Below are 21173 nucleotides of genomic sequence, written 5' to 3'. Positions count from 1 at the left end.
CCGTGGATAATCGCTCGACGCGGCCGCCGCGGGGTCCCTAGACTCCGACGCATGCGTCTGTGATCAGCCCCGCCGTCCCCGATTCCTCGTGATCCGGAGCTGATCCATGCCTACGCACTCCTCACCCTCTGCGCACTCGACGTCCGCCGCGCACTCGACGCCGCCCGTGCGCCCCGCCCGCCCGACGCCGCCCGTCGGCTCCCCGTCGTCCGCCGTCCCGGTCGGCCGCACCGACTCCGGGGACCCTCGCCTGCACCTGCGGGCGGACGGTCTGTCCTTCTCCTACCCCGACCGGCGCGTCCTGACCGATGTGAGCCTCGTGGTGCCCGCGGGACGACCCACCGGGCTGCTCGGGGAGAACGGCAGCGGCAAATCCACGCTGCTGCGGATCCTCGCCGGGGACCTGGCCCCCGACGCCGGGACGGCGTCGGCCCCCGGCCCCGTCGGCGTCCTGCACCAGGAGCTGCCCGCCGGCCCCGCCACCGCACTCGCCGACGTCGTCGCCGACGCGCTGGAGCGATCCCGGCGCCTGGAGCGCGAGCTCGTCGCCGCGGGGGAGGCCCTCGCCGCCGGCGACGGCGAGCCCGCGGCCCAGGCGGCCCACCGCTACGACGAGCTGCTCGCCGAGGCCACGCTCGCCGATGTCTGGAACGCGGACCGTCGGGCCGAGACCGTCCTGGCCGGGCTGTCTCTCGACGAGATCGTCCCCGCGACGCCGCTGGGGGAGATCAGTGGGGGCCAGCGCGAACGTCTCGCCCTCGCGCACCTGCTGATCTCCCGCCCCACCACCTGGCTGCTCGACGAGCCCACCAATCATCTCGACGACGACGGCGCCGCCTTCCTCACCGCCACCATCGCCGCCCACGGGGGCCCGGTGCTCATCGCCAGCCACGATCGCGCCTTCCTCGACGACGCCACGGCGGCGCAGCTGGACCTCGACCCCGCCGAGTCCCCGGCCCGCGACGAGCCGGGCGGGCTGACCCTCTCCACGGGCGGGTTCAGCGACTACCTGGTGGCCCGCTTCTCCGCGCGGGACCGTTGGGAGCACCGCTTCCGCGCCGAGCAGGACGAGCTGAGGGACCTGCGCCAGGCCGTGAAGGATTCCGCGACCGTCGGCCACGTCGGTGCCGAGCCGCGCACCGAGGCGAGGGCGTCGAAGAAGTTCTACGCGGACCGCAACGCCACCGTCGTCTCCCGCCGGCTGCGGGAGGCCCGCGCCCGGCTCGCCCAGCTCGAGCAGGACCAGATCCGCAAGCCTCCCGCGGAGCTGCACTTCACCCATCTGCCGCCGGTGCCCGGCCGGGGCAGATCAGCGAAGGGCCCGGGAGCGGGACGCGGTGCCGTCGCAGGAGGCGGCACGGCCGCAGGGAGCGGCAGGGGAGCAGCCGGCGGGGTGCTGCTGACGGCGAGCGACCTCGCCGTCGACGGCCGCCTCGGCCCCGTCTCGTTCAGCCTGTCGGCCGGGGAGCATCTGCTGGTCACGGGTGCCAACGGCTCCGGGAAATCGACGCTGCTGGAGACCGTGACCGGTCACCTCGCCCCCACGCACGGCACCGTCGACCGCCCCCGAGGACTGCGCATCGGCTACCTCGGTCAGGACGATGCGGCGTTCCCGGGACGCACCGTCGGCGAGCACCTGCGGGCAGCCGCCGCGGGCACGGACGGAGCTGCCGGCACGGTCGGCGGCACGGGCACCGGCACGGTCGGCGGCGCGGGCACGGCCGGTGGCGCGGGCGGGGGCCGACCCCCGTCGGAGGACGACGCCGTGCCGGAGCTGTTCGGTCTGGTCCATCCCCGCGACCTGACCCGACCCCTCGATCTGCTCTCCCGCGGTCAGCTGCGTCGGGTCATGCTCGCCGCTCTGCTGCTGGACCCGCCCGAGCTGCTGGTCCTGGACGAGCCCACCAACCACCTGGCCCTGGTCACCGCGACCCGCTTCGAGAGCGCGCTGGCCGACTGGCCGGGCACCGTGCTGATCGCGTCGCACGACCGTTGGCTGCGCAGCCGCTGGCAGGGAGAGCTGCTCGCGCTGCCGGGATGAGACCCGGCCGCGGTGCTCCCGCGCCGGTCCCGCTGCGAAAGGCCGCGGTGGCGGGCTCGGGGTGGCTGCGGGGTGAACGCGACGGCCCCGCGGGCGGCCGCAGGGCAGGCGGCGGTGTCATACGGGTTCACGATCCTCGATGCCACGACGACGATGCGCCACGCTGGGGGCAACACCGTTCTGAGAAGGAGCCCCCATGACCGAGCAGCCCCAGAAGTTCGAGACCCTCGCCGTCCACGCCGGTCAGCAGCCGGACTCCGACGCCGGCTCGCGCGCCCTGCCGATCCATCAGACCACCAGCTTCGTGTTCCCGACGGCGGAGTCCGCCGCGGATCGCTTCGCGCTCACCGAGGCCGGCCCTATCTACACCCGCATCACCAACCCCACGCAGAGCGCGGTCGAGGACCGGGTCGCCGCTCTCGAGGGCGGCGCGGCGGGCCTGCTGGTGGCCTCCGGGCAGAGCGCCATCACGATCTCGATCCTGAACCTCGCCGGCGCCGGGGATTCGGTGGCCGTCTCCCCGAGCCTGTACGGCGGCTCGTACAACCTGTTCAAGCACACCCTGAGCCGCCTGGGCATCACCCCGCAGTGGGTAGAAGATCCCACGGACCCTGCCTCCTGGCGTGCCGCGGCCGACGAGACCACGCGGGCGTTCTTCGTCGAGTCCATCCCCAATCCCAAGCAGGACATCCCGGACCTGCGGGCCGTCGCCGACGTCGCCCACGAGGTCGGGGTGCCGCTGATCGTCGACAACACCGTCGCCACCCCGTTCCTGCTGCGACCGCTCGAGCACGGCGCCGACGTCGTCGTCCACTCCGCCACCAAGTTCCTCGGCGGCCACGGCACCTCGATCGCCGGCGTCATCGTCGACGGCGACAGCTTCGACTTCTCCGCCCACGCCGAGAAGTACCCGCAGTTCACCGAACCCGACGAGTCCTACAACGGCCTCGTCTTCGCCGGGGTCCCCGCCGCCTTCGCGACCCGCGCCCGCACCAACCTGCTGCGCGACCTCGGCCCGGCCATCTCCCCGTTCAACGCCTTCCTCATCGGGCAGGGGCTGGAGACGCTGCCGCTGCGCATGGAGCGCCACCTGGAGAACACCCATCGGGTCGCCGCATCCCTCGAAGCCGACGACCGCGTGGGCACCGTGACCTGGGCGTCGCTGGACTCCTCGCCGTACAAGGCGACCGCGGACAAGTACCTCCCGCGCGGCGCCGGCAGCGTGCTCGGCTTCGTCCTGCCCGGCGGGCTCGAGGCCGGTCGACGCTTCGTCGACGCCCTCACCCTGCACTCGCACGTGGCGAACATCGGCGATGTGCGCTCCCTGGTGATCCACCCCGCCTCGACGACCCACTCCCAGCTCAGCGAGGAGGCGCAGCGCGCCGCCGGCATCGAGCCCGGATTCGTGCGCCTGAGCGTCGGCGTCGAGCACATCGACGACATCCTCGCCGACATCGAACGAGGACTGGTCGCCGCGAGCTGACCTCCGCGCCGAGCGCCCGCGTCGCCCCGCTGCCGTGTTGTGTCGTGTGAGGTTCCATGTTTCTGGCACTTTTCGCGGCATGGCGGAGCGGGGCAGCGCACGGCGGCGCGGGGTAGCGCCCAGCGGAGCGTGCCAGTGCACAGGGGAGCGTGAGGTGCTCGGCGAGGGCAGCCGGCCCACCGGGCCGTGCGGATTACGCGGGGCGCAGAGTCGCTCAGCGGTGAGACATCGTGCAGGCGGGATCGATACGCTGGGGCCATCATGAGCTCCGCACCCGCGCCCCTGCCGTCGTCCCCGCTGGACAACTGGCCGCCCTCCTGGACTCCCGCCGCCGTCATCTTCGACTTCGACGGACTGCTGGTGGACACCGAGGCCGAATGGGTTCGCGTGCAGGACGCCTACCTCGCGATGCACCAGGTCCGGATGGACCCCGCCACCCGCCGTCAGGTCACCGGACAGTCGGCGGAGATGGTCGTGACCGTGATCGGCCGCCTGGTCGACAAGTCTCCTGAGATCGTCGCCGAGGAGCTGCTGGCCGCCCATCGCGAGGGCCTGCGCGGCCGCGAGCAGCTGGTTCCGCTGCCCGGCGGCATGGAGACCGTGCGGGCGGTGGCCGCGAAGCGCCCGGTGGCGATCGCCTCGAACTCCCCGCGGGACATGCTCGACCACAAGCTCGAGGCCACCGGCCTGGACGCGGTGGTCGACGCCCACGTCGCGGTCGAGGACATCACCCATCCCAAGCCCGCGCCGGACATCTACCTGCGGGCCGCCGAGATGCTCGGCGTCGACCCCACCGACTGCCTCGGCTTCGAGGACTCCGAGACCGGAGCGGCCGCCGCGCTCGCCGCCGGGTTGCACCTGATCGCCGTGCCGTCCATCCCCGGGCAGGACCCCCGCGCCCAGCGCCGCCTGACCACCCTCGAGGACGACGTGCTGACCGACTGGATCGCCGGCTGGGACGTGCGGCGATGACTCCCGCCCCCGGTGCCGGCGACCGGACGGCCGGATCGACGTCCCCCGGCACGCCGGCTCCTGCCCCCGGCACACCGGCTCCAGCTCCCGGCACGGGCGATCCCGAGCGGTTCCGGCAGGTCTTCGGCGACTGGACGCCGCAGGCGGTCGTCTTCGACTGCGACGGGCTGCTGCTGGACACCGAGAGCGTCTGGCAGCTCGCCCAGGACGCCGTGGTCGCCGCCCACGGCGCGCAGCTGCGCCCGGAGGACGACACCGCGCTGCACGGCTCGACCATCGAGGACGCGGCGACGATCCTCGCCGACCGCTCGAACAGCAGCAGCGAAGCTCTCCTGGCCGACCTCCACGTCGCCTTCGACCGGGAGCTCGGCGGCGGCATCCGCCTGCTGCCCGGCGCCCGCGAGATCGTCGAAGCGGCCGGGGCCCGCGTCCCGCTGGGCTGCGCCTCCAACTCCTGGCTGGAATCCCTTCAGGACAAGCTGCGCCTCGGCGGCCTGCGGGAGCACTTCGCCGTGCTGGAGGCCTCGGACACCGTCGAGCACCCGAAACCGGCCCCCGACATGTACGCCCGGGCCGCCCGTGCCCTCGGGGTCCAGCCCGATCAGGCCCTCGCCCTCGAGGACTCCGGAACCGGAGCGAGCGCCGCCCGGGACGCCGGGCTGCGGCTCATCGCGGTGCCGGCACCCGGCCATCCCGCTCCGGAGGCCGATCTCGTCCTGGGCTCCCTGACCGACCCGGACCTGGCCGCATGGATCGCCACCTGGTGAGCGGCCCGATGCACCGGCCCGCGGCCCCGACCGCTCCCGCGCGTCGGGAGTGCGAATGTCCACGACCGTCACCTGAGTTGGCCACTGCGCCTCGAAACAGGGTTCACTGGACCCCATGACCACACCGAGCGACCCCTCCGCGCCCTTGACCGACCGGGCCCACGGCTCCCCGCTGCGTGGGCGCGGGTGGCTGAACACGGGCGGCGTCGACCTCGACCTGGAGTCGCTGCGGGGCAAGATCGTGCTGCTGGACTTCTGGACGTTCTGCTGCGTGAACTGTCTGCATGTGCTCGACGAGCTGCGTCCTCTGGAGGAGAAGTGGGCCGATGAGCTGGTCATCGTCGGCGTCCATTCCCCGAAGTTCGAGTTCGAGAAGGATCCCGAGGCGCTGGCGGCGAACATCGAGCGCTACGAGGTCTCCCACCCGGTCATCGACGACCCGGAGCTGGAGACCTGGACCGAGTACGGCGCCCGTGCCTGGCCGACCCTGATGGTGCTCGACACCCACGGGCGCATCGCCGGCAACCTCTCCGGCGAGGGCCACGGGGAGAACATCGACCAGCTGGTCGCCCGCCTCGTCGTCGAAGGGGAGGCCGACGGTTCGCTGCGCCGCGGACCCGCGCCGACCGTGCTGACCGAGCGGGTGCCCCAGACCCTCCGCTTCCCGTCCAAGCTCACCACGCTGCCCGACGGGCGTCTGGTGGTCTCCGACGCCGGCCAGCACCGCCTTGTGGTCTTCCAGGACGAGGGCCACACCGTCGACGAGATCATCGGCACCGGCGCCCGCGGCCACGCGGACGGCGACGGCGCGACCGCCCAGTTCGCCGAGCCCAACGGCGTTCTCGCGCTCCCGGACGACGTCGCCGCCGAGGTCGGCTACGACCTGCTGGTCACCGACACCTCCAATCATCTCCTGCGCGGGGTGAAGGTGGGTCAGGATCGCCTGCTGCGCTCGCGCACCGCGACCGAGGTGAGCACCGTCGCCGGCTCGGGTTCGCAGTGGATGCAGGGCGATCAGCAGCCGCGCGGCGAGGGCGATGCGCGCAGCTACGCGCTGTCCACCCCGTGGGATCTGACCTGGTCCCGCGTGCTGAACCGCGCGGTGATCGCCATGGCCGGCATCCACCAGCTGTGGACCTTCGACCCGGTCACCGGAGCCCTGATGGTGCTCGCCGGCACCACCCAGGAAGGGCTGATCGACGGCGCCGCCGTCTCCTCCTGGTGGGCGCAGCCCTCCGGCCTCGACGAGCTGCGCGACGGCCGGATCGTCGTCGCCGACTCCGAGACCTCCGCGGTGCGCGTGCTCGACCCACAGACCATGCAGGTCAGCACGCTCGTCGGACAGGGGCTGTTCGACTTCGGCCACGTCGACGGCTCCGCGGACGTCGCGCGCCTCCAGCATCCCCTGGCGGTCACCGCTCTGCCCGACGGCCGCATCGCGGTCGTCGATACCTACAACGGGTCGATCCGGATCATCGAGGAGCACGCGGAGGACGACGCCGAGTCGTCCGCCTCGGTCACCGTGGTCACCGTCGCGACCGATCTCGATGAGCCCTCCGATGCGATCGTCGGCCCCCCGGTCGACGGCATCGGTCAGCTGATCGTGGTGGAGTCCGGGGCCCACCGCGTCACCTGGGTGCCGGTCGCCAAGGCAGCCGAGCGCGTCATCGACCTGGGCGCCCAGCGCTCCGAGCGCCCCGTCACCGACGTCGGTCCCGGGCCGCTGACGGTGCGCGTGCTGTTCACCCCGCCCGAGGGGCACAAGCTCGACGACTCGCTGGGCCCCTCCACCCAGGTCACCGTCTCCACCACTCCGTCGGCCATGCTGACCGACGGGTCCGGCGTCGACACGTCGCTGGAGCGCACCCTGACCCTGGATCCCGCCTACTCCGAGGGTGTCCTGCACGTCAGCGCCCGTGCCGCCTCCTGTGACGCCGATCCCGCGGTCGAGTTCCCCGCCTGCCACATGCATCAGCAGGACTGGGGCGTGCCGATCCGCGTCGTCGACGGCGCCCCCACCCACCTGGATCTGTCCCTGCTCGCCTGAGCCGCCCTGCGACCCTGCAGAGCCCCGACGTCGGAAGCTGTCTCTTGGACCTGATCACGCAATTCCCCCTGGGCGATGACATCGCCGTGACCCTGCTGGTGCTCGGCCTGCTCTCCGTGGCCGCCCTGGTCGCCGGCGCGGTCGTCCCCAGCCGTCTGCAGCGCGACGAGGACGCCGCCGAGGTCGACGACGACCTCGGACGTCGTCTCGGCCGACAGCTGTCTGCCGCAGGGTCGATCATCCTGTGGGTCGGACTGCCCGCCGTGGTGCTGCTGTACCTGGTGCCCGGATCGACCGACGACCGCATCCTGCGCTCGGCGATGATGGTGGTCGGCCTGGCGCTGGGACCGTTCGCCGCGTGGCGCGGGCTGGCCGTGCAGCTGGCCTCGCTGGGCCTGGATCCCGAGCGTCGCCCCGCCCTCATCTCCCGACTGGGGGCGTTGACGACCACCGGGGCGCTGGCCGTGGCGATCCTCCCGGTCGTCATCGTCGTGTGGTTCCTGCAGGCCGCGGGCTCCTCGGCGTTGATGGCGCTGGCCGGGGGCGCGGCCATCTCGGCACTCGCCCTCCGCGCGACCGCCGCTCCGCTCGACACCGCCGCGGCCTCCTCCGCGATCCTCGTCGGCGCCGATGAGCACGAGATCGACACCGACGACCCGGCCAACCTCGGAGCCGCGCCGCTGCGCGGGGCGCGCATGTTCCGCCGCGGCGCCGCCGGCAGCGCCGACCTGGTCGCGCTGACCACCGCGGCCGCGGCCGTCGGCGTCCTGCTGGGAGTCCCGGTGCTCGCAGCCGAGGGCATCCTGGTGGTGCTGCTCGCCCTCGGCGTCGCGCTGCTGGCCGGCGGCGTCGTCGCCCTCGTCCCGCACCGCGGACAGCCCGGGCACGAGCGCGGGGCGCTGCGCCTGGGCGGGGTCGTCCCCGCCCTCCTCGGCGGTGCCGGGATGGTCGCGGCCGCCGCGCTGTGGCTCCCCTCGGCCTACAAGGACCTGCGTTTCCCCCAGGTGGGCATGGAGAACTTCACCGACCAGGCCATCACCGGCCCGCAGCCGCTGCCGCGCGAACAGCTCGAGCCGCAGATCGCCCAGGCGGGCTCCGATCTGGGGACGCTGGTCTCCCAGACCGACGACTCCCGCGGTGCGAGCGCCCTGCTGGACATGGTCACGCTGTACACGATCTCGCCCAGCGTCGCGGCCGCCTCGGCCCTCGGGCTCGGCGTCGTCGTCGCGCTCGCCGCGATCCTGCTGCTGGACGGGACGGGCAACAGGATCGGCTCCACCGTGCTGCGCACCGCCCGCACCAGCCGCACCGGCGGCGCGCTGGGCACCACCGCCGGCCTCGGCTCCACCGCGCTGCTCGCGGCGGGGGCCCTCGCGCTGCTGCTGATCGTCGCCGGCGTGCTCAGCGTGCTCAGCGCGGGTGTGCCGGCCATGGCGCTGGCGCTGCTGTCCTTCACGGGCCTCGGGGCACTGGTGGTGGCCGTCGCCCACGCCGGATCGCTGATGGCGCCGACCCTCGTGGACCGCCCGGAGGCGGAGCGCTCGCTGCGCGATGCCGCCGCCGGCGCCGCCACCGGCCCCCGGGCCGCTCTGCTGCTCGCGGCGACGCTCACGGCGCTGGCCGCGCTCGGGCCCATCGCCACCGCGCTCCAGGTCGCACCGCGGGCGGCGACCGTCTGGGAGGACCGCGCCCTGCATGGGCTGAGCCCCACCTCCCTGCCGCTGGTGGGCGGGATCGGCCTGGGAGTGGTCGCGGTCCTGCTGGTGACCGCCTCGCTCCTGGACGGCGCCCGCCGGCTGGGCGCGAGCGCCGTCGTCGAGACCCGGGCGGCGATGCTCGAGAAGCGCGCCGTGGTGAACCTCGAGGACCTTCCGGACATGGTGCGTCGTGCCGTGCTGCCCGCCGTGGTGATCGTCGTGCTGATGCCGATCGTGGCCGGTTTCGGACTCGGTCCGGCCGCGCTGCCGGGGCTGGTGATCGGGGCCGCCCTGACCGCCCTCGCTCTCGGTCTGTGGTCGCTCGGAGCCGGTGCGACCCTGGAGAACGCGGCCGCGATCATCGGCCACGGCCGCTACGGCGGTCCCGGCTCCTGGGGCCACTCCGGCGCCCTCGGCGGCGCGGTGCTGACCGGCACCCTGCGCTCCGCGATCGGTTCGGTGGCGCTGCCGCTGCTGCTGACCTCGTCCCTGCTCTCGGCCCTCGGCGTCTCCGCCATGGTGGCGATGAGCACCGACGGCACGAGCATGTACCTGCGCTGGGGGATCGCGGTCATCGCCCTGATCATCGCGCTGACCTGCTGGGTGATCGCCTCGACGGCGGCGGAGGTCGACCTGGAGGATGAGATCGGGGAGATCTCCCGCCCGCTGTTCTCACGCGCCGAGGAGGAGCCCTCCGACGGTCTGGACGCGATGGACTGGGAGGTCGAGGAGGAGGACGCCGAGCAGGTCTCGGCGGCCGTGACCAGACCCGCTTCCTCGGGGACGCGGGCGAAGCGACGAGGCACTCGGAAGGGCGGCGGCAGAGGCTCGCGCTGACCCGCAGGGGCCCGCGCCCGGCACCTCCGGGGCCTCGTGCCCGGCGCGCCCGGGGCCCCGGGCCCGTTCCTCCCGCGCTCCCGAGCCCGGGAGGAACGGGCCCGGCCCTCTCGCCCCTGCCGACGGTGCTGTCGGGGGATGTCGGTCCTCGTCCGGGCCGCCCCGGTGCGGTGATCAGACCGCCGCGCCGAGCCCCCGCAGCACGAACTGCTCCAGAGCGGGGCGCGAGAACCCTCTGGCGGCCGATCCGACCAGCAGCGAGTTGATGATCGGCACCGTCGCGTCGACGTCGAGGTCGGCGTCGAAGTCGCCGCTGGCGATCCCGTCGTCCACGATCCGCCGCAGCACGTCCTCGATCAGCACCACGTGCTCGCGCATCCGTGCGACCGCATCAGGGGTCAGGGACGCCTTGCCCATCGACTGCGGCATGTGGAAGGAGACCGTCAGCTCCAGCTGGGTCCGCACGTAGGCGAGCGCGGCCTCGCGGGGCGTGGCCGATTCGCTGACCCCGGCCCGCAGCTGGGCGATGTAGTCGGAGGTCTCGTGCAGCGCGTATTCGACCAGCAGGGTCTCGCGGTCCGGGAAGTGGTTGTACATCGCGGTGCGGCCGACGTCGGCGGCGGTCGCGATCCGCGAGAACGTGATCGTCTCGAAGTCCTGGGTCTCCAGCAGCTCGGCGAGCGCGACGAAGATCTTCTCGCGCGTGCGTTCGCGATGCTCCTCGAGGGAGCCTCCGATGATCTTGGGCATGACGCATTCTTACACCACGACGAATGGGGGCGGAGAATCGCGCCGACGCCTGCGGTGGAGCTCTCCTGTCGGGGTCGGAGACAGAAGAACCGTCGGCCGAAGGGCCGACGGTTCCGGGGGAGCGGGTGACGGGAATCGAACCCGCGCTGTCAGCTTGGGAAGCTGAAGTTCTACCATTGAACTACACCCGCGCATCGCCGACCGGGCCGCGACGATCTCGACGAACGCCGTTGCTCGGGGCAACGCGGACCAGCATACCTGAGCCGGGACCATGGTGCGAACTGAGCGGAGGCAGCCGACGGGACGAGCGGAGGCGGTCGACGGGGTGGGCGCCCCTGCCCTCGCGACGTCGGTGCGGATAGGGTGGGCGCCGTGCTGCTGAGCGACCATGACATCCGGAGCCAGATCGAGGCCGGACGGGTGCGACTGGACCCCTTCGACGATGCGATGATCCAACCCGCCTCCGTCGACGTGCGGATCGACCGCTACTTCCGACTCTTCGACAACCACAAGTACGCGATGATCGACCCCGCCCAGGAGCAGGGGGAGCTCACCCGCGAGATCGCCGTGGACCCGCAGGAGCCGTACATGCTCCACCCCGGCGAGTTCGTGCTCGCCTCGACCTACGAGCAGATCACGCTGCCCGACGACGTCGCCGCCCGGCTGGAGGGCAAGAGCTCGCTGGGACGGCTCGGCCTGCTGACACACTCCACGGCCGGCTTCATCGACCCCGGCTTCCAGGGGCACATCACCCTGGAGCTGTCGAACATGGCGACCCTGCCCGTGGCGCTCTGGCCGGGCATGAAGATCGGCCAGCTGTGCTTCTTCCGGCTCTCGAGCGCCGCGGACAACCCCTATGGCAGCGCCGGCAACCTCAACCGATACCTCGGCCAGCGGGGGCCGACGCCCTCCCGCTCCGCCCAGAACTTCCATCGCACCTCGATCCCCGTGCAGGAGGGACAGTGACCGACCCCAGTGTCCCGACCGACGGCACCGCGCCGACCAGTGCCGAGACCGACGGCGCCGCGACCGACGGCACTGCGACCGACGGCACTGCGACCGACAGCGCCGTGCCGACCCGCACCGGCCACCGTCTGCAGCTGCCGAGGGACACCGACCCGCAGGACGTGCTGGCGATGGTGCGCAACGTCCGTCCGCAGGCGCAGCTCGGGCCCGACGGGGTCATCGATTGCGGGGACGACACCCGCCTGGTGCCGGATCACTCCCCGCGCGGCGCCGGCCGCTGGACCGTGGACGCGCCGCGTGAGCGGGAGGATCCGATGCCCGAGGGCATGACCGACTCCCATGGCTACGGGAGGGCCTTCCCGGAGGGCGTGCCCTTCGGGGCCGAGCGGCGCGCTCTCGACCTCGTCTGGTCGCTGGGTCGGAGGCTGTACGGCGCCGTGGTCACCGACGACGGCCACCGTCTGGAGCCGCATCCCTTCCACGTGCGGGACCTGACCGTGGTCTCCCCGCACGCTCTGGCCCCGGAGTCGTTCGCCCAGCTCCTGGCGCCGCTGGAACCCGAGGCGGAGCTCGATCAGGTCGCCGAGGGCATCTCCCGACCGGGATACAGCGCCACCATCGACCTGGATGACGGGGGCCACCTCGAGGTGCGGGTGGCGCGCAGCTCCCGACCGGTGGCTCTGGCGGCGCTGAGCTGGATGGACGACGCGGTCGACTACGAGCTGGTGCATGTGCCGACCGACGAGGCCGAGGACGCCGTCGAGTCGCCGGACGCCGAGACCGCCGAGCGCTGGTCGCAGGCCTACCGGCGGATCGGGCTGATCGCGGGACTGCTCACCGAGACCGTCGGCGGCTACGTCGTCGACCTCGAGGGATTCCTCGTCGATCCCGACCATCTCGCCTGATCTCCCGCAGCCCGCCGGCACCAGAGCTGGCCGCGGCCCGGGCCGCCCCGTGGGTCCCGTCGCCCGGTGGTCCCATAGCTCGGTGGGCCCTGTCGCCCGGTGGTCCCGTCACCCGGAGGTGCCCGTCGGTCGGTGCCGTCGGCCTCACGCGTCGCCGGGAGCCCGCCCCGCAGCGCCGAGCCGGATGGGCAGGAAGGCGAGCAGCCCCACCGCCATCACCACCACGATGCCGAGGATCCCGGCCTGGGTGGACTCGAAGATCGCCACGGACGCGGCGAAGGCCGCGGTGCCCAGGAAGCCCAGCGCACGGCCGGTGGTGGCGTACAGCCCGAAGTTCTCCGTCTCGCGGCCGGGCTGCGAGAGGCGCGTGAGCAGGTTCCGAGAGGCGGACTGCACCGGGCCGACGAACAGGCAGATCGCCAGTCCCGCCACCCAGAACACCGTCGACGAGCCGAAGGCCAGCACCACCAGGCCGAGCACGATGATGCCGAGGCAGCCGATGATGATGATCCAGCGGGTGCCGATGCGGTCGTCGGCGCGGCCCCCGAGGAAGACGCCGATGCCGGCGATGAGGTTGGCGGCGATGCCGAAGATGATGATCTCGACGGTGGAGAAGCCGTAGGCGTTGGCGGCCAGCACCCCGGCGATGGAGAACACCGCACCCAGCCCATCGCGGTAGATCGCCGAGGCGACCAGGTACTGCAGCATCACCGGTTCCTCGCGGAAGGCCCGCACCACGCGCCGGGCGATGTTGGCATACCCCTGCCAGGGGGTCCACTTCTCGCCGGGGGCCGAGGCGGGGTGCTTCGGTGCCCAGAGCATCAGCGGCAGCGTCCCGACGAGGATCCACAGCGCCACGAACAGCGGGATCGCCCGGTAGTTCCAGCCGCCCTCCCCGGTGATCCCGAGCAGCCCCGTCCCCGGCATCACGAACAGCACCAGCACCATCGCCAGGCACACGATCGAGCCCCAGTAGCCCACCGCCCACGCGGTCCCGGAGACCCGGCCGCGGTTGGCCGGGGTGGAGACCTCGGGCAGCACGGAGTTGACGAACACCCCGGCCAGTTCGCTGAACACGACGGCGAGGGCGATCAGGGCGGCGCCGAGCACCAGGTAATCGGCGTCGAGGGCGACCATCGGCATCAGCGCCACGACGACCACGGTGGCCAGCGTCGTGATCCGCAGCAGGGCGTTGCGGGCCCCGCCGCGGTCGGCGAGATTGCCCAGCAGAGGCGCCAGCAGCGCGACGGCGACGGCGCCGATCGCCTGCCAGGTGGTCAGCACGCGGGAGCCGTGGTCCTGGGCCGCGGTGATCGCCTCCTGGCCGACGGCGCCCTCGGCGGCGACGGCGCTGGCGACATAGGTCGCGAAGACGAACGTCAGGATGACGGAGCTGAAGGCGGACATCCCGCCGTCCCACAGGGCGAAGGAGACGACGGGGCGACGGGGGAGTCGGGGTGCGGTCGCCGCGTGTCCGCGGCCGCCCTGGTCCTCGGTGGTGGCCATGGGCACACTCTACGGAGCCCGCGGAGTCGTTCCCGCACCCGCGAGGCCCGCCCGGAGAGTTCCCGGGCACGCCAGAAGAGCGAGACGTCCCGCGGGTCCGAGGAGGCAGTTCCCACAGAAACTCGAGCGCGACCTCCCGTAGAATGTCTGCGGCCCCCTTCACCCCCGCACGATGGACGGAGACTGCGTGTACTCGATGCTCCTCGCCCATCTGGTGGCGGCCCTGCTGGGGCCACTCCTGGTGCGGCTGATGGGGCGCAGCGCGTTCTTCCCGCTGGCTGCGGTGCCCGCCGCGTCCGCGATCTGGCTGGCCACGATCGATCCCGTCGCCCTCGCCGAGAATCCGCTGGAGATCTCGGTCCCGTGGATCCCCGCCTTCGGCATCGACCTCGCCTTCCGCCTGGACCCGCTGAGCTGGGTGATGGCCCTGATCGCCACCGGCATCGGCGCGATCGTGCTGCTGTACTGCGCGCGGTACTTCAAGAACACCGAACCGGGGCTGGGCCGCTTCGCGGGCGTGCTGACGGCCTTCGCGGGCGCCATGGTCGGTCTGGTGCTCTCCGACGACGTGATGGTGCTCTACACCTTCTGGGAGCTCACGACCGTCTTCTCCTACCTGCTCGTCGGCCATTACCAGGAGAAGCAGGCATCCCGCCGCGCGGCCATGAACGCGCTGATCTCCACCACCGCCGGCGGACTGGCGATGCTGGTGGGGCTGCTGATGGTCGCCGCCGAGGCCGGCTCCCTGCGGCTCTCGGAGATCGTCGCCTCGCAGATGTGGAGCGAGGCCGGGCCGTTCCTGATCATCGCCGTGCTGCTGATCCTGGCCGGGGCCACGACCAAGTCCGCCCTGGTCCCCACGCACTTCTGGCTGCCCGGCGCGATGGCCGCGCCCACCCCGGTCTCCGCATACCTCCACGCCGCGGCGATGGTGAAGGCCGGGGTGTACCTGATCCTGCGGATGGGACCGGCGCTGACCCACCTGGAGATCATCACCATGATCATCGCGGCGCTGGGAGCGGCGACGATGATCCTCGGCGGCTGGCGTGCCCTGCGACAGACCGACATCAAGCTGCTGCTGGCCTACGGCACCGTCTCCCAGCTCGGCTTCCTCTCCGCCGTGGCGGGCGTGGCCACGCACGACGCCCTGCTGGCGGGGCTGGCGATGCTCATCGCCCATGCCGTGTTCAAGGCCCCGCTGTTCATGGTTGTGGGCATCATCGACAAGAAGTTCGGCACCCGTGACCTGCGAGTGCTCTCCGGCGTGGCGAAGGTCGCGCCGATGGTCGCCGTGATCGGCATCGTCTCGGCGGCCTCGATGGCCGCGGTGCCGCCGCTGTACGGCTTCGTCGCCAAGGAAGCGCTGTTCACGGCTCTCTGGTACGGCCAGACCTGGCACCGGATCCTGCTGATCGCGCTGGTCGTCGGCTCGATCCTGACCGTCGCCTACTCCTGGCGATTCGTCCACGGTGCCTTCGGCACGGCCCCGGGAGCGCCCGCGGTGCAGAAGCCGACCATCCCGGTGCTGTTCTGGCTGCCGCCGGCCCTGGTCGCCGTGCTGTCGGTCGCCCTGGCGGCGCTGACCGGCCCGCTGGAGACGATCCTGCGGGGCTTCTCCTCGGTGCTGCCCGAGACCGGTCAGACCGTCCACCTCGCGGTGATCCCGCACCTGGGGGTGCCGCTGCTGGCCTCCGCCGTCGCCCTCGGCGTCGGGGTCCTGGCGTGCCTGGCGGCGAAGCCGCTGGCCCGGTTCCAGAAGAAGGTCTCCCCGCAGAGCTGGGCGAACGAGGAGATGCTCGACCGGATCGATTCCGAGCGCGCCTTCCGCCGCGTGATGCGTCTGGTCGATTCCGCCGCGGTCGCGGTCACGCCGCTGTTCCAGCGGGGCTCGCTGCCCTACACCCTGGGCACCATGCTGCTGGTGCTGATCGCCCTGGTCGCCCCGATCGCCGTCTCCCTGTCGCCGGTGCCGGACAACCTGGTGCTCTTCCACCACCCCGTCGAGCTGATCGTGCTGCCGGTCGCAGCGCTCGCGGCTCTCGGAGCGGCTCGCTCCCGGCGCCGCCTGCGCGCCGTGTTCCTGATCTCCGTGACCGGCTACGCCGTCGCGGTCCTGTTCCTGGTCGCGGGCTCCCCGGACGTGGCGACCACCCAGGTGCTGGTCGAGACCGCGATGACCGTGGTGCTGGTGCTGGTGCTGCGCCGGCTGCCCACCCACTTCTCGCGCCGACCGCTGAAGATCGGCGCCTGGGGCCGGTGGGCGATCGCGATCAGCACCGCCGTCGTGCTGTGCGGCGCCGCCCTGTACGCCGCCGACGCCCGCTACCTCGCGCCCCTCGGACCCGGACTGATCGAGAAGGCCTACACGATCGGCGGCGGCCACAACGTCGTCAACGTGACCCTGGTCGACGCCCGCGTCTGGGACACCATGGGCGAGATCTCGGTGCTGCTGGTGGTCGCCACGGGCGTCGCCTCGCTGATCTTCGTCACCCGGCGCGAGCAGTCGATCTCCCGCGTCCGGGACCTCGACACCGACACCTCGATCTGGAAGCGCCGCACCGATTCGACCCTGCCCCAGAACGTCCTGGACTTCGACGCCCGGCCCGAGGAGGTCGCCGGCGGCAACCGCTGGCGCACCTGGCTCTCGGCCGGACTCACCCTCGCCCCGGAACGGCGGATGGTGGTGCTCGAGGTGATCACCCGCATCGCCTTCCCGCTGATGATGATGTTCTCCCTGTACCTGCTGATGGCGGGCCACAACCTGCCCGGAGGCGGTTTCGCCGGCGGACTCGTCGCCGGTCTCGCCCTCGCGCTGCGCTATCTCGCCGGCGGACGCTACGAGCTCTCCGAGGCCGCGCCCGTGCAGGCCGGATTCGTGCTCGGCATCGGGATGGCCATCGCCGTCATCGCCGGCGTGCTGCCGGCGCTGCTGGGCGGCAGCGTGTTCTCCACCGTCACTCCGGTGGTCCAGGTGCCGCTGCTGGGCGAGCTGCACTTCCCCAGCGCCCTGCTGTTCGACACCGGCGTGTATCTCGTGGTGGTCGGCGTCATCCTCGACTTCCTGCGCTCCCTCGGCGCCCAGATCGACCAGCAGCAGGAGGTGGAGACCGATGTCCGTTAGCCTCGCGCTGCTGCTGACCGCCGGGGTGCTCGTCGCCTGCGGCGTCTACCTCGTGCTCGAGCGCACCCTGACCCGGGTGATCCTCGGCTTCGTGCTGCTGGGCAACGGGGTGAACCTGCTGTTCATCGTCGCCGCCGGCCCGCCGGGCCTGCCGCCCTTCGAGGGCACCGGGGACCCGGAGGACATGACCGACCCGCTGCCGTTCGCGATGGTGCTCACCGCGATCGTGATCTCCCTGGGCATCACCGCCTTCGGCATGGCGCTGGCCTACCGCGCCTGGCAGCTGTTCGGCCACGACGAGGTCCCCGACGACGTCGAGGACCGTCGTGTGCTGCGTCGTCGTCGCCGCCGCTCCGAGGACGCCGAGAAGCTGCCGTGGTCCCAGGCCCTGTCGGAGGAGTCGCGCCGCGGTGCGCTGATGCACTCCCAGGGCTTCGCCCCGACCGACGACGACCAGCTCGGCTCCGACCTCACCAGCGCCGAGGACGTCCCCCAGGACGCCACCGAGGCCGACGAGGGCGGCACGTCCTCGCCGCGGCGGGGCTTCCCCCGCAGCGACCGTGATCATCACGCGGCCGACGCCCCCGGAGCCGGCCCCGCGACCGAGACCGACCGGGAGCACACCGACGGACGGGGGGAGACATGAGCATGGAACTCCTCCTCGCCCTGCCGGTGATGCTCCCGCTGGGCGGTGCCGCGGCCTCGCTGCTGATGCGCCACCACGCCCGCATCCAGATGTGGCTGTCGATCCTGACCCTGGTCGCCATCCTCGTCGTCGCCCTGGCGATGGGCTGGTACGTCACCCAGGAGAGCGTGCTGGTCCTGCAGATCGGCAACTGGACCCCGCAGCTGGGGATCGTGCTGGTCGCCGACCGGCTGACCGCCCTGATGCTCGTCGTCTCCAGCTTCGTCACCCTCACGGTGCTGATCTACTCCAGCGCCCAGACCGTCGACGAACGCGCGGGACGCACCCCGGTGGCGATCTACCACCCCACCTATCTCGCCCTGGTGGCCGGGGTGTCGATGGCCTTCCTCGCCGGGGACCTGTTCAACCTCTACGTCGGCTTCGAGGTGCTGCTGGCGGCCAGCTACGTGCTGCTGACCCTCGGCGGCTCGGCCAGCCGCATCCGCGCCGCCACCACCTATGTGATCGTCTCCCTGCTGAGCTCGGTGATCTTCCTGGCGGCGATCGCCGCCGTCTACGCCGCGACCGGCACCGTGAACCTGGCCGAGCTGGCCGTGCGCCTGGACGGCCTCGAGCCGGGCACCCGCATGATGCTCGAGCTGATGCTGCTGGTGGCCTTCGCGATCAAGGCCGCGATCTTCCCCCTCAGCGCCTGGCTGCCGGACTCCTACCCGACGGCACCGGCCCCCGTGACCGCCGTGTTCGCCGGCCTGCTGACCAAGGTGGGCATCTACGCGATCCTCCGCCTGGAGACGCTGCTGTTCCCGGCCTCGCAGATCCAGAACCTGCTGCTGGCTGCCGCGGCGCTGAGCCTGTTCGTCGGCATCCTCGGCGCGGTCGCGCAGACGGACCTCAAGCGCGTGCTCTCCTTCACGCTGGTCTCCCACATGGGCTACATGCTGTTCGGCATCGGGATGAGCACGCAGCTGGGCATGGGCGCGACGATCTACTACGTCGCCCACCACATCACCGTGCAGTCCGTGCTGTTCCTCGGCGCCGGTCTCATCGAGACCCGGGGCGGGACCACGAACCTCATCAAGCTCGGGGGGATGGCGAAGCTGGCCCCGCTGATCGCGGTCCTCTTCTTCGTACCCGCGATGAACCTCGCGGGCATCCCGCCGTTCTCCGGCTTCATCGGGAAGGTGGGCCTGATCGAGGCCGGCATCGAGTACGACCGCACCTCGGGATGGATCCTGATCGCCATCAGTGTGATCACCAGTTTGCTGACCCTCTACGCGATCGCGAAGATCTGGAACCGGGCCTTCTGGCAGCCGGCCAGCGACGAGATCATCTCCCGCGCCGTCGCGATCCCCCGGGTGATGACCGGCGCGACCGCGGCGCTGATCGCGTTCTCCCTGCTGCTGACCGTGCTGGCCGGCCCGATCATGAGCTACTCGCAGGAGGCGGCGTCCTCGGTGCTCGAGCGCACCCCGTACGTCGGAGCGGTCCTCGGCGACGAGCGCGCGGACCAGCTGGTGTACCGCATCGACGACGCCGGAGAGAAGGTGGATGCGCGATGACGAGCAGACGCCTGCGCGACCTGCGCCGCTCCTGGCTGTGGATCTTCCTGGCCGTGGCCCTGTGGTGCCTGCTGTGGGGCGGGATCGACCTCAAGAACGTGCTCGGCGGCACCCTCGTCGCCGTCATCGTGTTCGTGCTGTTCCCGATGCCGCCGATGGGCCACGAGCTGACCCTGCGCCCGCTGCGGTTCACGCTGTTCCTGCTGCGCTTCGTGTACGACCTGTGCGAATCCGCGCTGCAGGTCGGCTGGTACGCGATCCGTCCCGGGCCGCAGGTTCCCAGCTCCGTGATCGCGGTGCGGATGGCCTCCCGCTCGGACCTCTTCCTCACCGTCACCGGGGTGCTGTGCACGCTGATCCCCGGCTCCGTGGTGGTCGAGGCCCAGCGCGCCACCGGCACCCTGTTCATGCACGTCATCGGAGCAGGGACGCTCGAGGAGGTCGAGGCCGCCCGAGACCGTGTCCACGCCCAGGAGGAGCGGCTGCTGTGGGCCGTCGGCAACCGCGAGGTGCTCGGGGAGGCGGGCCTGCGATGACTCCTTTCGATGTCGTCCTGGTGGTCTGCGGCGGCGTGCTGTCCCTGACCGCGCTCGCCGTCGTCTACCGCATGATCGTCGGCCCCACCATCCTCGACCGCGCGGTCGCGATCGACTCCCTGGTCGTGCTGGTGGTGCTCGGCATGGCGCTGTACGCGGCCTCGGCCGAGGCCGCCTGGGCCGGCCCCGCGATGCTCGGCCTGACGGGTCTCGCATTCATCGGCACCGTCACCTTCGCCCGGTTCGTCGGGCGTGAGGAGCCCGCTGCGGGCCGACGTCTCCGCCGCGGCGGCACGGAGACCGCCACCGGACCGATGGAGTCGATCCACTTCCGCCACCGTGACCCCTCCCGCGAGGGGGTGCGGGCCGAGCCGCTCAACGTGGTCGACGAGGAGCTCGCCGCGTCCCAGGACTCCGCGCACGGATTCGGGGCCGAGTCGGGAACGCGCGGCTTCGAGGACGAGGACCCCGAGCACGGCGTCGGTGCCGACGACGACTGGCGCGGCACCGAGGACGATGACTGGCGGCCTCCCGAGGGCGAGGAGGCGCACGGTCCCGGGGGCGGCGACGGGTTCTTCGGCGATGACGGGCGCCCCACCGACGACGGACAGTCCGGATTCGGGGCCACGGACGGGACGGGGGAGCACCGATGAGCATTCTCGACATCGTCGCCGCGGTGCTGATCGGCGTCGGGCTGCTGCTCGCGGTGGTGGCCGCGATCGGCCTGAACCGCTTCAACGGCGTGCTGATGCGCCTGCACGCCGCCTCCAAGCCGCAGACTCTCGGGCTGCTGCTGGTCTTCACCGGTGTCAGCCTGCACGTGGGGTCCTGGACTCTGGCCGGGTTCCTGCTGGTCGTGCTCATCGCCCAGATGACCACCGTGCCGGCCGCGAGCATCATGGTGGGCCGCGCGGCATTCCGCCGTGGGTTCGTGCGCGGCGGCGATTACGCGATCGACGAGCTCAGCCCGCGCCTGGCGACCCCCTCGGACGATGATGATGACGAGGACGGCTTCATCGACGACGAGGACGACGACCACGAGGGGATGGCCTCCGACGGCGAGGAACGATTCCCCGAGAACATCGTGGCCACCACCGAGGATGCGATCACCGACCGCAACTGGGAAGAGCCGGAGGCGGGCTCCCAGGACGTGGACGACGCGGACATCATCGACGTCGACCTCGAGGACGAGACCGAGCGCGAGGCCGAGGAGGTCGCCGAGCGCGACCCCCGGCCCTGATCGGCCTGCCCACGCCCTGCGCCGCGCGCGCCGACCCAGCTCGCCGACCCCGGTCCATCGACCCTCGCCCGCCACTCCGGCTATGGGCACTGGACCATGC

Annotated in this window: 16 protein-coding genes and 1 tRNA gene; 14 read left to right on the top strand and 3 right to left on the bottom strand. The window is 72.1% G+C overall.

The window, feature by feature from the left end:
• The first annotated feature begins 106 nt into the window (after positions 1-106).
• From JOF44_RS08405 to JOF44_RS08380, 6 genes are all read left to right on the top strand, one after another.
• On the top strand, positions 107-2041 hold the full coding sequence (locus JOF44_RS08405) for an ABC-F family ATP-binding cassette domain-containing protein (RefSeq protein ID WP_209889682.1): 1935 nt from the start codon (positions 107-109) through the stop codon (positions 2039-2041).
• Positions 2042-2237: 196 nt separating this feature from the next.
• A complete protein-coding gene (locus tag JOF44_RS08400; RefSeq protein ID WP_209889679.1) occupies positions 2238-3524 on the top strand; it encodes an O-acetylhomoserine aminocarboxypropyltransferase/cysteine synthase family protein in 1287 nt (428 codons plus the stop codon).
• Positions 3525-3785: 261 nt separating this feature from the next.
• On the top strand, positions 3786-4496 hold the full coding sequence (locus JOF44_RS08395; RefSeq protein ID WP_209889676.1) for an HAD family hydrolase: 711 nt from the start codon (positions 3786-3788) through the stop codon (positions 4494-4496).
• Positions 4493-5263 carry an HAD family hydrolase gene (locus JOF44_RS08390; protein ID WP_209889673.1) on the top strand — a complete coding sequence of 257 codons (771 nt, stop codon included), beginning with the start codon at positions 4493-4495 and terminating at the stop codon, positions 5261-5263. Before JOF44_RS08395 ends, JOF44_RS08390 begins: the two co-directional genes overlap by 4 nt.
• A 115-nt stretch (positions 5264-5378) precedes the next feature.
• Positions 5379-7310 carry a thioredoxin-like domain-containing protein gene (locus JOF44_RS08385; protein WP_209889670.1) on the top strand — a complete coding sequence of 644 codons (1932 nt, stop codon included), beginning with the start codon at positions 5379-5381 and terminating at the stop codon, positions 7308-7310.
• Between the two features lie 44 nt (positions 7311-7354).
• Positions 7355-9844 (top strand): sodium/proton-translocating pyrophosphatase, encoded by a 2490-nt coding sequence (locus JOF44_RS08380; RefSeq protein WP_209889667.1) that lies wholly within the window; start codon positions 7355-7357, stop codon positions 9842-9844.
• Between the two features lie 174 nt (positions 9845-10018).
• On the opposite strand, the gene JOF44_RS08375 is transcribed toward JOF44_RS08380, so the two are convergent.
• Positions 10019-10594 (bottom strand): TetR/AcrR family transcriptional regulator, encoded by a 576-nt coding sequence (locus JOF44_RS08375; protein ID WP_209889664.1) that lies wholly within the window; start codon positions 10592-10594, stop codon positions 10019-10021.
• 120 nt (positions 10595-10714) lie between these two features.
• Positions 10715-10785, bottom strand: a tRNA-Gly gene (locus tag JOF44_RS08370).
• Between the two features lie 181 nt (positions 10786-10966).
• Between JOF44_RS08370 and dcd the strand changes: the two genes are divergently transcribed.
• Entirely contained in the window at positions 10967-11560 is a 594-nt protein-coding gene (gene dcd / locus JOF44_RS08365) for a dCTP deaminase (protein ID WP_209889661.1), read from the top strand.
• A complete protein-coding gene (locus JOF44_RS08360) occupies positions 11557-12465 on the top strand; it encodes a hypothetical protein (protein ID WP_342591710.1) in 909 nt (302 codons plus the stop codon). The genes dcd and JOF44_RS08360 overlap by 4 nt, the downstream gene beginning before the upstream one ends.
• Before the next feature lie 144 nt (positions 12466-12609).
• On the opposite strand, the gene JOF44_RS08355 is transcribed toward JOF44_RS08360, so the two are convergent.
• Entirely contained in the window at positions 12610-13971 is a 1362-nt protein-coding gene (locus JOF44_RS08355) for an MFS transporter (RefSeq protein ID WP_209889659.1), read from the bottom strand.
• Between the two features lie 196 nt (positions 13972-14167).
• Here JOF44_RS08355 and JOF44_RS08350 point away from each other — a divergent pair, with 196 nt between their 5' ends.
• From JOF44_RS08350 to JOF44_RS08325, 6 genes are read left to right on the top strand one after another with little or no spacing between them, the layout of a single operon-like run.
• Positions 14168-17092 carry a Na+/H+ antiporter subunit A gene (locus JOF44_RS08350; protein WP_245349322.1) on the top strand — a complete coding sequence of 975 codons (2925 nt, stop codon included), beginning with the start codon at positions 14168-14170 and terminating at the stop codon, positions 17090-17092.
• Entirely contained in the window at positions 17082-17738 is a 657-nt protein-coding gene (locus JOF44_RS08345; protein WP_209889653.1) for a Na(+)/H(+) antiporter subunit C, read from the top strand. The genes JOF44_RS08350 and JOF44_RS08345 overlap by 11 nt, the downstream gene beginning before the upstream one ends.
• The gene (locus tag JOF44_RS08340; protein WP_209889650.1) at positions 17735-19297 is read left to right on the top strand and encodes a Na+/H+ antiporter subunit D; all 1563 of its coding nucleotides are present in this window, start codon (positions 17735-17737) and stop codon (positions 19295-19297) included. Before JOF44_RS08345 ends, JOF44_RS08340 begins: the two co-directional genes overlap by 4 nt.
• Positions 19294-19833, top strand: coding sequence for a Na+/H+ antiporter subunit E (locus JOF44_RS08335; protein ID WP_209889647.1), 540 nt, complete (start codon positions 19294-19296; stop codon positions 19831-19833). The genes JOF44_RS08340 and JOF44_RS08335 overlap by 4 nt, the downstream gene beginning before the upstream one ends.
• Positions 19830-20486 carry an MrpF/PhaF family protein gene (locus tag JOF44_RS08330; RefSeq protein WP_209889644.1) on the top strand — a complete coding sequence of 219 codons (657 nt, stop codon included), beginning with the start codon at positions 19830-19832 and terminating at the stop codon, positions 20484-20486. Before JOF44_RS08335 ends, JOF44_RS08330 begins: the two co-directional genes overlap by 4 nt.
• Entirely contained in the window at positions 20483-21073 is a 591-nt protein-coding gene (locus JOF44_RS08325; RefSeq protein WP_209889641.1) for a cation:proton antiporter, read from the top strand. The genes JOF44_RS08330 and JOF44_RS08325 overlap by 4 nt, the downstream gene beginning before the upstream one ends.
• The last annotated feature ends 100 nt before the right edge of the window (positions 21074-21173 follow it).

Origin of the sequence: Brachybacterium fresconis, assembly GCF_017876515.1 — a bacterium.
In the GTDB taxonomy this organism is placed as follows: domain Bacteria; phylum Actinomycetota; class Actinomycetes; order Actinomycetales; family Dermabacteraceae; genus Brachybacterium; species Brachybacterium fresconis.
This window is presented reverse-complemented; position numbering and strand designations above follow the sequence as displayed.